The sequence below is a fragment of the Flammeovirga sp. SubArs3 genome, assembly GCF_947387565.1.
Taxonomy (GTDB): domain Bacteria; phylum Bacteroidota; class Bacteroidia; order Cytophagales; family Flammeovirgaceae; genus Flammeovirga; species Flammeovirga agarivorans.
In genome coordinates, this window is record NZ_CANDOA010000001.1 from 262,695 (window position 1) to 277,897 (window position 15,203).

Below are 15,203 nucleotides of genomic sequence, written 5' to 3' on the forward strand. Positions count from 1 at the left end.
AAAGTGCTTCAATTTGAATATTTCATACTAATTGTTACCTATACTGCATTAACTATTTCTTTGTTTCTGCAAATATTGTGTTACAATAAAAAAATGGAAAATAAAGAGACGATTGGGTTTACACTCTCGCTACTCCTACTATTAATTTCCATAAGTATTTCACCATTATTTCCAGAAGAGAAAACCACTACACTTTCTACTTTACTGTGTATGATTTTGATAGCCTGTGCTACGTTTCTGGATACTTTGGGTCTTCAAAAGCATTCTATCCCAGACAAATTCAAAAAGATACATATTGGGATATCAATCGGATTGGCAGTAGTTGTGATCGCATCAAAACTATTGGGTAATATGCTTTATACACAATGGGCTGTAATTGTCTTTTTAATTATAACGATAGTGGTATCAATGCTTATCACAAGGCAGACCAAACCAATCCAACAATTTCAGCATTTGGAGAAATCAAACCGGGTTTTTGCCCTCACTTTTCTAATACTTACTCCTATTTATCTGATTTTCCATTATGCCTTCGAAAACGAGTATCAGCATTTTCAAATAGGGTTTCTATTGTACATTGCATTTACAGCTTTAGCGATTCGAAAGATTTATGACGATATGCAAAGGTTGTCTCTTATCAATAACGATATGACACCCAACAAACAGCAGTTCAAGAACTATGCACTTACGAAGCGGGAACAAGAAATCGCCTCTTTACTTCAAAAAGGGGTGACTTATCAGAAGATCGCTGATCAACTTTTCATTTCATTACCCACAGTAAAGACCCATGCGAGTAACATCTACAAAAAGTGTGGTGTCAAAACTCGAAATGAATTATCAAATTTACTTAGGTAATAATCTTTTTTAAAGGTAGTAGTAAAGTATACTTTCGCTCATCATAAGCCCGACTCTTAAGCCTTGGGTTTATGATGAAATGACAAAAAACCAATAACTCACTGATTATCAATTCTCATACTTTTGTATGATATCCCTTTTTTTAGTCGAAATCATACATTTACCCGATTGTGACTCCCTCATACCTCCTATAGTTTTGCTTCAAAAATTTAGATTATGAAGTACAAATTATTACTCCTCACATTTATTGGATTTTATTCCATTCTTTCAAATGCTCAAGGTTTAGCATTATCATCTGAAGTATCTAGAAACACAAACTTCTATTCATCAGAGAAAAACAGTTCTCGTAAAGATTCGATTCAAAGTAAAACTACCAAGTTCTTTATCGCTTATGATCTTGGAGAAGCAATTTTTAATCAATTCAAATCTCTAGGAGGTGAAGTAGGTGTAGGGTTTAAGAATGACCATCTATTTAGAATGTCTTTCACCCATCTGTTTTTAACTGAAGAACATCTGTCATCTGATTTTGTAAAAGCAGTAGATGGTGAAAATGTCGAAGGCAAGCAATTCGGTTTCGAATTGTTCTACGACTTTCCTGTCTTTTTCAAAGGACTTTATATTGCCCCTTCTGTTGGGTATTATGATCATGAATACAGGCATACTATCTCAAATGAAAAGGTGCAACAATCTTCTTTCACCGTTGGAGGTGCAATCAGCTTTGTAGAAACTGATATTTTAAAGGTCAAAGGTCTTTATTACAGAGTTTCGCTTCCTCTCAGGTATACACTTGATCCTATTGAAGAAACGCAATTAGGGGATGCCACCATCAAGAGTAATCAGTTTGATAACAATATTTGGTTTTTTGTAGGATTCCAATTCTAATAAAATGAATAAGAAGATTATCATAATCCTAATCAGCTACTTATTCGTTGTCAACATTTATGCTCAAGAAGCTATAAATCAAAAGAGAAGATTGGATTTTGCACAAATGTATCTTGAAACAGGAGGGAATTTTTTCCCTCCATTTACAGGAAAAGAATTGATAAACAGTGAAGTGACGCCGGTGGATTATTCCGCTACTTTAAACCCCTATATTACATGGGGTGGATTTCATTTTTGGGGGCATGCAGAATTTTATGTTTCATTTCCTTTAGGACAAATAAATTTAAATGGAAATGAGGCCCAACATCAATTACTACATGCTGTGGCAACAGGTACAAGAGTATATCCTTGGGCTATAAAAAAAGGGAAAATACGTCCTTATTTTGGGGTTAACTGGGGATCCTTGACGTTTACACAAATCCCTCAGTCAGGTGAAAAGTATACAACGATTGCCAAAGACTTTATGTTGAATTTTGATGCAGGGTTGATGTACAATTACAAAAAACTTGGTGTTAGATTGGCGGTCAATTATTTCTCCAATAATAAATGGCAATATCCACTAAGTAAAACTGAAATGACAGAAATTGTTACGCCCTCCTATTCCCTCCAATTTGGTCTTCTATATTCCTTTGATGCTACAAAAAATAATACGCCGAAAAATATAGACCAATGGAATAGCTATCCTAATATATCCAAGCTTTCTTATGATGCAGTGGCATTTGGTGACTTCTTTATTGGCGTAGGACCTTCTCAATCGTTTTCACTCTCTAATTCAGAATACAACACACAGGAATTTCCTTATTTACAACAAAAATTGGCTTCTTCTGCCTATTTCGATTTTGCATTGGGGTATCACTTTAACAGACTTAACTTTTTTACCGCCATATCTTTTAGGAATCCCACTTATACAACCGAAGGGTTTGGTACCAAGCAAATAATAAAAAAGCAGTCAGTAGCCATAGAATTGAATAAATTTCTCATCGACTTTTCTGGATTCGCTCCATACATTGGCCTTAATATCGCTCATGACAAAATTGAATACATAGAAGATGTAGATGGGTTAAAACGTAAACTTCGTTTTACAGCTTTCGAACCGGGTATCACTTTTGGATGGGATATTGTCCCCGGAAAAACAAATGAAGCTTTTATTCTCAGAACAAATTTAAGATGGTACCCCTACTCCAATTTTAAAGTGGATGGAAAAGCCTTTGACTTTAGTCAATTAGAATACAATTTGATTCAGGCAGTATTTTATCCTCAAAGATTGAAAAGAAGAAGTTAAAAGTAAGCCATTCTACCTCTATAAGTTTTTTCTATATCAGCATAAAAACATTCGATTTTACAAGAGACGATTCTCTCCGTATGTTTGTAATGTAATCAATCGGAAAGCGGTTGATGATACAGAAAATGACTTCGTTGGATTTACCGAATCCATAAAAATATAGTATTTACACACAACTTTAAACACTGATGTTGAACATCATCTCAGTGTCATCGGATTTAGAATAATTAGTTTGCTTAAAATTAACTCATCATCATCAAAACAAAATCCCACTTATTGAAAGTGGGATTTTTTGTTTATTGATCACTCTATTTCATGAATACTAAGTAGACATCCCTTATTATTATCAACTCTCTAAAGAAAAAGCATAACATATACATTATCAATACATTAAATTGGAATAAACACTCCAATTTTTTATATTTATACCGTGAGTAAAAAAGAAAACATATTATCATCTGCCCTTGAACTTCTCACCGAAAATGGAATTCATAATACTCCTATGTCTGAAATTGCAAGAGTAGCCGGTACTGGAATGGGAACTATTTATAACTATTTCCCTACCAAAGAAATTCTAATCAATGAAGTATATATTAGTATAAAAGCCCAAGAAATATCAATCTTCACCGATTTTGATAAACAGCAACCGATTCGAACTCAATTTGAAATGTATTTTAGGTCTGCTATTTCTTTTTTTATCAACAACCCCATGTATTTCAAGTTTATAGAACAATTACAGGCATCACCTGTTATAACAGATGAAAGTAGAAAGTTTGGTAGAAAATCTATTGCTCCTGTCGTTGAACTTATACAAAACGGCCAAAAACAAAGAATTATAAAAGACATTCCTATTGATGAGATCTTGACATTTATAGCTGGTGCAATATTATCTTATTTGAGATGGTATTTCAATCAAACAGAAACGAAAGATTCTTCACTAAAAAATCAAATGAATCTCTTATGGGATGCGATTAAAGAATAAAAAATTTTAAACCCAAATTGGAATGAACATTCACTCTAAATTCTAACTATCATGAAAAAAAACGTACTCATCACAGGTACATCAACAGGAGTAGGCTTTGATAGTGCTATTTTATTTGCACAAAATGGCTACAAAGTGTACGCTTCTATGCGTAACCTCAAAAAAGCAGATGCTTTAAAAGAAAAGGCAGAAAGTGAACACCTCGACATTCACATTATCCAGTTGGATGTAACAGATGCACAATCTATAAGCAAAGCGGTACAAACAATCATCGACGAAGATGGAAAAATTGATGTATTAGTTAACAATGCTGGGGCAGGATTTGCCAAAACAACCGAAGACGCAACGGAACAAGAAATAAAGTGGGTAACTGATGTCAATTACCATGGTGTAGTTTTTTGTACACAGGCTGTTTTACCATATATGCGAAAACAAAAATCAGGACAGATTATAAGTATTACTTCTGTTGGAGGCTTAGTTGGGCAACCCTTTAACGAATTATATTGCGGTGCCAAGTTCGCTGTAGAAGGATATATGGAAGGTTTAGCCACTTATGTTTCGGATGCATTTAATATTAAAATCACTTGTGTGGAACCTGGTGGTATAAAAACTGAATTTATGGACTCAGCTGTAAGTAAAACTGCAGTCGATGGAGCCTTAGCGTCAGGAGAATATTTGCCAATTTTTCAGGCTTATATGGCGGGAATACAACAAAGAGCAAAGGAAGGGGAAGCAAAAACTTACCAAACAGGAACTGAAGTCGCAGAAGTACTACTTGATATTTCGAAAAACGAGAACCCACCATTAAGGATCAGAACCTCAGAATGGGCAGAGGCGTTTTGTCGATTAAAGACACAAACAGATCCTGATGGAACAAAATTAGTGCAACAAATAAGAAGTAGTTTTCTGTAGTACAATTCAAAAAGAGACATATGAAACGTTTTGCAACGATCACTTTTGGTGTCCACTCATTGTTTGAAATTTTGTTCGGAATGAACAATTATATCAAAGGAGCATCTGCCTCTCAAACTGCAGAACAAATCGCCCATCAGACCGTCGCCTTGGCAATAACATTTCGGTTTATGGGAGCTGCATTATTTGCTTTAGGCATCTTAGGATTATTAATTCTATTTAAAGCTGGTGTACTCTCTAAAACTGCCAAAATTGTTGCCGCTGGATTTACAGTATTTCATACACTTGGTTCTTTAGGAAGTATATATTCCGCTTCACCTAATTTTGAAATTTACAGTGAACCCATGGCATTAGGAGCTATCATTTTACATGGAACATTAGCGGTCTGTTTCGCCTTTATTGCTTTGAAAGTAGATAGCAATCATTGAGGTAAGCTTGTAAAATAAATTGTATATCATCAAAAGCGGTTGGAGGTAAAAACTCGAATCGCTTTTGTATTTATTTGAGTATATTGTCACCTATAAATGGAGAAAAAAAAGTCCAAATAGAAGAAGCTGAATTGCTGTTAGACGATATTGGACTTTGATAAATTATAAGTAAATGATTCCAACAATATCAGACATACAAGACTTGTACAACATAACAGGGTTTGACCGTCATCCCATTTCTGTTGATTTCGATATTGTTACTCATCAAGAAACCTATCCAAGCACAAAGAAAATGGTTCCTGCTCATCGAAGAGATTTCTTTTCGGTGATCTTTCTTGAAAATCAAGAGGAAGGAGAAATGCTAATCAATCAAGACAAGCATGCCCATTTAAACGATATACTTTTCTTTCAAAGCCCAGAACATGTTTTTAGCTTCGTTCGAGGTGATTCAATGAAAGGTTTTTTGCTTTTCTTTAAAGCCGAGTTTCTATTACCTTTTATCAATGAGGTAATCTCTGAATACTCTTTCTTCCGAAATAATGAAAACAATTTATTTCACCTAAATGAAAATGAAAAAAGGGAATTTATAAATTTGTTTAGAGCCATTCAGACGGACAAACATAACCCCAATGTGGCGAAAGCATTAGTAGTGGCTCTACTTGAAAAAGTAAAGGTAATTCAACAAAAACACCAAATTAAAGAGAAAACCATTTCATCAGAAACTCGATTAGTAAACCACTTCAAAAGACTTGTAAATAACAGTTTTATTGAAGAAAAATCTGTTGAATTTTATGCCCAACAATTAAACCTAACGGCCAATTATCTCAATAACAGAATTAAAGCCTATACAGGCAAAACAGCAAAAGAACATATTGCTGAGAGAATCCTATTGGAAGCAAAAAACATGTTAATATATACTGACCTAGATGTGGCAGAAATAAGCTTTCAATTAAACTTCTCTGAAAATTCTTATTTCGGTAAATTTTTCAAAAAACATACAGGATTAACACCAAAGGCATTTCGCCAAAATCACTAATTTTTACCATTTCTTCCGCTGTTAGTATTATCAATTGGCTTTCAATAGCATCTACTTTTGTATCATAACCTTTAATTAAAAATTATGAAAGCAATTCAAATCACAAAAAACGGGGGAGCTGAAGTATTAGAGTATAAAGAAGTACAGTTACCGATACCTCAAAAGGGACAAGTTTTAATAAAAGTACATGCAGCACCTGTTAACTTTATTGATACAGTTTTACGCGAGGGAAATATGCCTCCTAGCATGATGCCAGAACTACCCTTTATCCCCGGAGTTGAAGGCACTGGTATTGTTGAAGACCCCAACGGCACTCATTTAAATAAAGGTGATAAGGTAGCATTTCTTGGCGTAATTGGATCTTCAGTTTATGCTGAATATGCGCTGGTAGATGCTCATAAACTAGTAGTGTTAGACAAGGAAGCTAATTTACAAGAAGCGGCAGTTTTACCCGTCAATTATTTTACAGCTTACCATATGCTTAAAAATGTAGCTAAAGTAGAAGAAGGTAAAACGGCACTCATTTACGCTGCATCGGGAGGTGTTGGAACAGCTTTAATTCAAATAGCCAAAATCCTTAATATTAAAGTTGTGGCATTAGAACGTAGAGATGAAAAAGTAGAAAATGCATTAAACCTAGGAGCTGATTATGCTTTTTATACTTCTAGTGAAAATTGGATTACACAAGTGAAAGAAGCTGTTGGAGAAAATAGTATAAACTATGTCTTTAATCCAGTTGCTGGTGATAGCATCAAAAATGATTTAGAACTGTTAGCTCCACTTGGGCATATCGTAATATTTGGATTTTTAGCAGGTTTAGGAAAGTTCAATTTAATGGAAGAAGCCGTTAAGAATTTCAGCAAGGCTCCTACTCTTTCATTTTCAGAAATTTATGCCACTTATTACAATAATTACCCTTTAGTTGAAAGTGCTATGAAAGAATTGTATCAATGGCTGAGCGAAGGAAAGATCAAACCGATTTATGAAACTTTGCCATTGACAGAAGCCAAAGCTGCTCATGAAAGATTAGAAAAAGGGTTAGTTCGAGGAAAGCTACTATTAATCAACGAATAACTTAAACATTATACAACAGAACTCGAGCATCAAAAATACAGCTATTCGAAATGTATTTTTGATGCTCTCTTATTTTATACCCATTGATTGTTAATCAGACAATGTATGGTTTACACAAGACAGAGAACTAACTGTTCCATTTATCTAATACTATAAAAGCTAACTTGTACTGTAATACATTAATTAATATCTTTAATACGACTTTAAACACACTAATAAACAGTAAATTAATTTGTTGTTAATGAAGTTGATTGTTTAATAAAAAATGATTTTTCGTAGATAAACAATATTGTGTTTACATGATGTTACAACAAATAAAAAGTAGATAATCCTTTATAAACAAATGAACGAAACAACAAAAGCATATTTCAGTGATTTTTTTCCTTTAGAAGCAGACGATTTAGAAACGTTTACAGAAAAATTCACATATAAATTCTTGAAAAAAGGTGACTATTTTATAAAGGAAGGAGAGTTATGTTCTGTAATTGGATTTATTGTTAAGGGTTGTATGATTTGTGTTTACAATAAGGATGGTGATGACGTAATAGATGAATTTTCTATGGAAAACGAATTTATATCTGATTATCCAAGTTTATTAGATAACAAACCTGCTGAAAAAAATGTAAAATGTATAGAAGATACAGAACTGTTGATTATTAAAGCAAGTGACTTGAATGAACTATACAATCAAAAACATTCTTTTGAGAGAATAGGGAGATTAATTGCAGAATTGTTATTTAAGAATTGGCATCAAAAAGCTGTTTCACTTATGCTTGATGATGCAGAGACAAGATATCTAAAACTTATTAAAGAGAAGCCTACATTAGTGCAAAGAGTTCAGCAATATCTCATCGCATCATATTTAAATGTAACACCGGAATCATTGAGCAGAATAAGAAAAAAATTACACAATAAACCTTTCTTATCATAAGTCAATGAATAGTGGGTATACCCAAGATTACTTTAGCTTCATAATGTATTTACAAACGTTTAACTTTCTATATTATGAAGACAGTGGTTTTATTTTTTAGTATACTCTTAATTAGTGTTGTAGGTCTAGCACAAGAAAAAGCAATTGATAAGAATGTAGTATTTATTCATGGAGCATGGTCAACAGGTATTGTTTGGTCTAATTTTGAAAATTATTTTTCTGGAAAAGAATATAATACTATTTCTCCAACGTTTAATTATCATTCAACTGAACGTAATGATTCATTGATTGGTGTGAGTATGGAGGATTATGTAAGCCAAATCAGAGACATCTTAAAATCATTTGAAAATCCACCAATCGTTGTAGCTCATTCAATGGGATGCATTGTTGTACAAAGATTAGCAATGGAGGGATTGATTGGAAAAATGATTTTAATTGCACCACCGGCAAATTATGGAATGATGCCACCGTCAGAAAGTATAAAATCAGTAAAATGGGTAAACAGTGTAAAACACTTAAAAAATAATCTAACAAAGCCCACATTTGAACAAGCTGTTAACGGGATGCTAAATAATTTGTCCAATGAAAAACAAAAAGAAGTCTATTCTAATATGACTTATGAATCAGGACTAGTAATGAAAGAAATGATTTGGATAAAGAATATATTCGGAAAGAAACCAAACAAGATTAAATATTCACAGATAGATATCCCTGTGTTACTTGTTTCTGGCGGGATTGACAATGCTTCACCTTTGAAGATATCAGAAAAATTAATGAAGAAATATAAATCCAAAGTAGAATTGAAACAATTTGAAAATAATGCTCATTGGATGATGGAAGAAAATAACTGGAAAGAAACTGCAGAGTATATTAGTAAATGGGCTGATTAAGAATTAATTGTTCAAAAATAACAAGGAAGTACAGGTTTTAACAGTCTGTACTTTTTTGTATAATTGAAAAGTGATTACTTTTAAATCCGCTACTTTTTATACTCGAGACCGTTGTAATCCATTCATTTCATTGACCTTATCTATATAATTTGAGACTATGACAAGGAAACTTCTATCGATACTATTAATAATTACTCTCAGCTCTTTTCAGACTGATTCATTTAAAAATAGTCAGCTTAAGTATTCGAGAGTTCGACAAGCATATAAGGATAAAGAAAGTAGCATGCTTACACTGCTTCAAGATAAGCAGATTGATATAGGTAAGTTGAAAATTTATCTTCGCACCTTTAAAAATGAAGAGCAAATTGAGTTGTGGGGTAAAAATGATTCTGACACAAAATACTCCTTGATTAAAACATATGAAGTATGTAACACCTCTGGAAATTTAGGACCTAAACGTCAACAAGGTGATTTACAAATTCCAGAAGGGTTCTACCATATAGACAGATTCAATCCATACAGCAGCTATTACTTATCACTGGGAATTAATTACCCCAATAAATCTGACAGGGTTTTAGGTGTAAAGGGCCAACTTGGTGGAGACATATTTATTCATGGTGCATGTGTAACAATAGGATGTTTACCAATTACTGATGACCAAATAAAAGAATTATATATATTCTGCACTGAGGCTAGAAATAACGGACAAACTAAAATACCAATCACAATTTTTCCTTCTAAATTATCTGAGGACGAGTTTAAACGCCTATCTGAAACATATAAGACAGATACTGATAAAATTGCATTATGGACTGACCTTAAAAGAGGTTACGAAATATTTAATCAGAAAAAGGAACCTCCATCAATTGGGTTTTTAGCATCAGGAAGGCATCGAGTAAATTAATTGTCGGAACTATATGCTTGATCCTACACTGTTCTCAGTATTTGACCTCCTCAATGTTTTAGCATAAGTATCAATCACTGATTTTATAGAAAAATAAAGAAAGCCCCGAAATGCTTCGGGGCTCATATTTACCTTCTAATATAAACAATATAGTTGTTTATATTAGAAGGTTTTTGTCGACATCAATACTGCCACTTATTTAAACTTAATGGCTTCTAGTTTTTGATGAATCTTTTAAAAACTGAAGTATCATTAAGCTGAATTTTTACAAAATATTGGCCATGAGGTAAGTTACTCACATTCAATATTCCATTTGTATAAGGAACATCCATCAACATACCCATTGTATTATATACTTGTAGTATGTTTATCGCTCGGTGGTCAATGTTTGTAGAGATGAACAATTGATTCGTCGCAGGGTTTGGATAAACACTAAAGTCTACTTTCAACTCGCTTGCACTAAGAATCACATTAATACTCAATTCATCCTCAGTTGTATCAACTCCTTGATTTCCAACCTCATCAACTGCAGTTACTTTAACATCATAAGTTCCATTCTCAAGCTCAGATAAGGCATTATCTTTAATACTCCATTTTCCATCGCCATGGTTGATTGCCTCAAGTATTTGTCCATCTACCGATACTTTAATTGTAGCATCAGCATCATCAATAGATCCTGTTAAAGATGGTGTGTTGTCATTCGTCTCTAACTCATCAACTGTAACTACAGGAGCCGTACCATCGTACTCTACACTTAATTGTTCTGCTACAGTATTGCTATTGTTAACCGCATCCATGGCTACTTCCGATGAAATATTTACAGTGATATTACCATCTGCATTTGGAATAACATCAAACGAGTAATTAGCTTCAGAACCAGAGAAGTTAGTTACTGTACCACCACTGATTGTAACATCTGTAGCTTCAAAGCCAGTGACCGATTCACTAAAAGTTACTTTGACAGAAATTGGGTTCTCATTAGTCACTGAGGAAACACTTGTCGAAAGACTTACAGTTGGGGCAGTCATGTCAATTACCAACTCATTAGTACTTTTATCACTTCCTGAGTTGCCTACCTTATCAGTCGCTATTACAGATACATCATAAATACCTTCAGGCAAACTGCTCAACTCATTATCTGAAATTGTCCAAGTACCATTGCTCACATTCGCCGTCTTTACTTCACTATTTACAGTTACTGTCACTGTTGCACTATTATCATCGACTGTTCCACTTAATGACGGTGTGGCATCATTCGTCGTTAAGCTCGTCACCGTTACGCTCGGGGCTGTCAAATCAATCACCAACTCATCGGTACTGCTATCACTACCCGAATTACCAGCTGCATCTAATGCTTTAACAGTTACATCATAAGTACCTTCTGATAAACTGCTCAATTCATTATCTGAAATCGTCCAAGTACCATTACTTACACTCGCCGTTTTTACCTCACTATTTACTGTCACTGTTACAGTTGCATTATTATCATCGACTGTTCCGCTTAATAATGGTGTGGCATCGTTCGTCGTTAAACTCGTCACCGTTACGCTCGGGGCTGTCAAGTCAATTACTAACTCATCGTTACTACTATCACTACCTGAATTTCCCGCTGCATCTAATGCTGAAACAGATACATCATAAGTACCTTCTGACATACTGCTCAATTCATTATCTGAAATTGTCCAAGTACCATTACTCACACTAGCGGTCTTCACCTCACTGTTTACAGTCACTGTTACTGTTGCAATATTATCATCTACTGTTCCACTTAATAATGGTGTGGCATCGTTCGTCGTCAAGCTTGTCACCGTTACGCTCGGGGCTGTCAAATCAATTACTAACTCATCGGTACTACTATCACTACCTGAATTTCCCGCTGCATCTAATGCTGAAACGGATACATCATAAGTCCCTTCTGACATACTGCTCAATTCATCATCAGCAATCGACCAAGTACCATTGTTCACATTAGCGGTCTTCACCTCACTGTTTACTGTCACTGTTACTGTTGCACTATTGTCATCGACTGTTCCACTTAATGATGGTGTCGCATCGTTCGTCGTCAAGCTTGTTACTGTTACGATCGGGGCTGTTAAATCAATCACCAACTCATCGGTACTACTATCACTACCTGAATTTCCCGCTGCATCTAATGCTGAAACGGATACATCATAAGTCCCTTCTGATAAACTGCTCAATTCATTATCTGAAATTGTCCAAGTACCATTGCTCACATTAGCGGTCTTCACCTCACTGTTTACTGTCACTGTTACTGTTGCACTATTGTCATCGACTGTTCCACTTAATGATGGTGTCGCATCGTTCGTCGTTAAGCTTGTTACTGTTACGATCGGGGCTGTTAAATCAATCACCAACTCATCGGTACTACTATCACTACCTGAATTTCCCGCTGCATCTAATGCTGAAACGGATACATCATAAGTCCCTTCTGATAAACTGCTCAATTCATTATCTGAAATTGTCCAAGTACCATTGCTCACACTAGCGGTCTTCACCTCACTGTTTACAGTCACTGTTACTGTTGCACTATTGTCATCGACTGTTCCACTTAATGATGGTGTCGCATCGTTCGTCGTTAAGCTTGTTACTGTTACGATCGGGGCTGTTAAATCAATCACCAACTCATCGGTACTACTATCACTACCTGAATTTCCCGCTGCATCTAATGCTGAAACGGATACATCATAAGTCCCTTCTGATAAACTGCTCAATTCATTATCTGCAATCGTCCAAGTACCATTGCTCACACTAGCGGTCTTCACCTCACTGTTTACAGTCACTGTTACTGTTGCACTATTGTCATCGACTGTTCCACTTAATGATGGTGTCGCATCGTTCGTCGTTAAGCTCGTCACCGTTACGCTCGGGGCTGTCAAGTCAATTACTAATTCATCGGTACTACTATCACTACCTGAATTTCCCGCTGCATCTAATGCTGAAACTGATACATCATAAGTACCTTCTGACATACTGCTCAACTCATCATCAGCAATCGTCCAAATACCATTACTTACACTCGCCGTTTTTACCTCACTATTTACTGTCACTGTTACAGTTGAAATATTATCATCGACTGTTCCACTTAATGATGGTGTCGCATCGTTCGTCGTTAAGCTCGTCACCGTTACGCTCGGGGCTGTCAAATCAATTACTAACTCATCAGTACTGCTATCACTACCCGAATTACCGGCTTCATCCGTTGCTGTAACGGACACATTATAAGTACCTTCTGACATACTGCTCAACTCATCATCAGCAATCGTCCAAATACCATTACTTACACTCGCCGTTTTTACCTCACTATTTACTGTCACTGTTACAGTTGTATTATTATCATCGACTGTTCCACTTAATGATGGTGTCGCATCGTTCGTCGTTAAGCTCGTCACCGTTACGCTCGGGGCTGTCAAATCAATTACTAACTCATCAGTACTGCTATCACTACCCGAATTACCGGCTTCATCCGTTGCTGTAACGGACACATTATAAGTACCTTCTGACATACTGCTCAACTCATCATCAGCAATCGTCCAAATACCATTACTTACACTCGCCGTTTTTACCTCACTATTTACTGTCACTATAACAGTTGCAAAATTATCATTTACTGTTCCACTCAATGATGGTGTTGCATCATTTGTCTTAAGACTTGTTACTGTTACAGTTGGAGCAATTCTATCAACATTCTGCGATTCTCCACTTGAGTAAGAGGCTACTCCACTATTCCCAAGGTCATCTTGAATATCTGTTGAAGACTTAAGATTTAAACGAATCGTTCCTTCATTAGCAATTGAATTTACAACCACATTAACTGAAGTACCAGATGTACTGCTTACTGAAGCAATACTAGCCGTTGCAGTGCCTGTTGTCACCAGTTCAAAGTCATCTATGGAAATATTATTTGCATTCTCATCAAAACTCACTTGGTAAGTAACAGAGCTTGCATTATCATCATGATTACCAGACAATGATATTCCTTGTACTACAGGCGGATCGGTATCAGAAGGGGCTGCTGTAATATCCATTTCAAATATTAGATCAAAGCCTGGAATTGCAGAACCACTAAGATATATATCACCTCCATCATATTGATTAGCATCATGATAACCTATACCATAAACATACGAAAATTCAAAAATATATTCACTTCCATTGGTTACAGGAATGGAATACCCACTAAGGTCTATTGATGAGTAGGTAGTATGATCTACCTGATCCCATTTCACAAAAGTAATTTCTGTCATTGGGATAGTAGCTAATGTAGATGCTTTGCTAGCTGTGTAAATGATTAAATTACCATCATCAAGTACATCACCGTCAGTTAAATCATATATTGAGAGAAATTTTAATGTACTGAGTGTTCCATCTGTACATGCCGTAAAACTCTGCCCCATCTGATCAGTAATATTGCCAAAAATATCTCCATTACTAAGTGATGCATCAACTGTACATTGTGCATAAATGGTATTAATACTCGCTAACCAAGCAATGAGAAGAAAGTAAATTGTTTTCATTTAGAAAAAAATTAATTGTTTAAAAATTTGAATATCATGTCTCTATGAAATTCCAACATATACACCCATAAGTTTTTTAAAAGTTTACAACTTTTACAAGATTTAGTATTACCTAAATTACCGCATGAACTTTATCTATTAGATTTACAAAAGTGATAACTAAAACAACAGGTTGTGAAGTAGTTATAGCAATGAGAGTCAGACTTTGTCTGCTTCACAAATTTATATTTAATGTAAGATAGCCTTTCTAAATATTAAAGAGTATTGTGTTCAAGTCTTGTAAACCAATAGTAAAATGGTCATCACTAATTTTGTCGTGTATTTGAAAAAAAGTATAGATGGTACGGGTTGTTAAAACTATACTTTAGAAATGTCCAACTTGCATTGGGATAAAATAAACTCTCTATAAACTGAAGAAGTAATAAATGTTTCCATTGTCAGTTTGGTATGTTTGAAAAATCATTTTATGTATTTTATAGCAAGAGAAATATAGAA

At 34.8% G+C, this 15,203-nt stretch carries 12 protein-coding genes; 11 read left to right on the forward strand and 1 reads right to left on the reverse strand.

What is annotated here, in order from left to right:
- The first annotated feature begins 93 nt into the window (after window positions 1–93).
- The 11 genes from QL232_RS01090 to QL232_RS01140 all read left to right on the forward strand — a co-directional run bounded on the left by QL232_RS01090 (window position 94) and on the right by QL232_RS01140 (window position 10,173).
- Window positions 94–852, forward strand: a complete 759-nt coding sequence (locus QL232_RS01090) for a helix-turn-helix transcriptional regulator (RefSeq protein ID WP_281612685.1) — start codon at window positions 94–96, stop codon at window positions 850–852.
- A gap of 216 nt (window positions 853–1,068) precedes the next feature.
- Window positions 1,069–1,734, forward strand: a complete 666-nt coding sequence (locus QL232_RS01095) for a hypothetical protein (RefSeq protein ID WP_281612686.1) — start codon at window positions 1,069–1,071, stop codon at window positions 1,732–1,734.
- 4 nt (window positions 1,735–1,738) lie between these two features.
- Entirely contained in the window at window positions 1,739–3,016 is a 1,278-nt protein-coding gene (locus QL232_RS01100) for a hypothetical protein (RefSeq protein WP_281612687.1), read from the forward strand.
- 430 nt (window positions 3,017–3,446) lie between these two features.
- Window positions 3,447–3,998, forward strand: coding sequence for a TetR/AcrR family transcriptional regulator (locus QL232_RS01105; RefSeq protein ID WP_281612688.1), 552 nt, complete (start codon window positions 3,447–3,449; stop codon window positions 3,996–3,998).
- A 51-nt stretch (window positions 3,999–4,049) separates the two neighbouring features.
- Window positions 4,050–4,910, forward strand: a complete 861-nt coding sequence (locus QL232_RS01110; RefSeq protein WP_281612689.1) for an SDR family oxidoreductase — start codon at window positions 4,050–4,052, stop codon at window positions 4,908–4,910.
- 20 nt (window positions 4,911–4,930) lie between these two features.
- Window positions 4,931–5,338, forward strand: coding sequence for a hypothetical protein (locus QL232_RS01115; RefSeq protein ID WP_281612690.1), 408 nt, complete (start codon window positions 4,931–4,933; stop codon window positions 5,336–5,338).
- Between the two features lie 172 nt (window positions 5,339–5,510).
- On the forward strand, window positions 5,511–6,374 hold the full coding sequence (locus QL232_RS01120; RefSeq protein WP_281612691.1) for a helix-turn-helix domain-containing protein: 864 nt from the start codon (window positions 5,511–5,513) through the stop codon (window positions 6,372–6,374).
- 84 nt (window positions 6,375–6,458) lie between these two features.
- Complete coding sequence (locus QL232_RS01125; protein WP_281612692.1) at window positions 6,459–7,448, forward strand: zinc-binding alcohol dehydrogenase family protein; 990 nt, start codon at window positions 6,459–6,461, stop codon at window positions 7,446–7,448.
- Between the two features lie 343 nt (window positions 7,449–7,791).
- A complete protein-coding gene (locus tag QL232_RS01130; RefSeq protein WP_281612693.1) occupies window positions 7,792–8,379 on the forward strand; it encodes a Crp/Fnr family transcriptional regulator in 588 nt (195 codons plus the stop codon).
- 74 nt (window positions 8,380–8,453) lie between these two features.
- The gene (locus tag QL232_RS01135; RefSeq protein ID WP_281612694.1) at window positions 8,454–9,269 is read left to right on the forward strand and encodes an alpha/beta hydrolase; all 816 of its coding nucleotides are present in this window, start codon (window positions 8,454–8,456) and stop codon (window positions 9,267–9,269) included.
- 157 nt (window positions 9,270–9,426) lie between these two features.
- A complete protein-coding gene (locus tag QL232_RS01140) occupies window positions 9,427–10,173 on the forward strand; it encodes a L,D-transpeptidase family protein (RefSeq protein ID WP_281612695.1) in 747 nt (248 codons plus the stop codon).
- A 215-nt stretch (window positions 10,174–10,388) separates the two neighbouring features.
- On the opposite strand, the gene QL232_RS01145 is transcribed toward QL232_RS01140, so the two are convergent.
- Window positions 10,389–14,708 (reverse strand): Ig-like domain-containing protein, encoded by a 4,320-nt coding sequence (locus QL232_RS01145; protein ID WP_281612696.1) that lies wholly within the window; start codon window positions 14,706–14,708, stop codon window positions 10,389–10,391.
- Window positions 14,709–15,203: the final 495 nt, after the last annotated feature.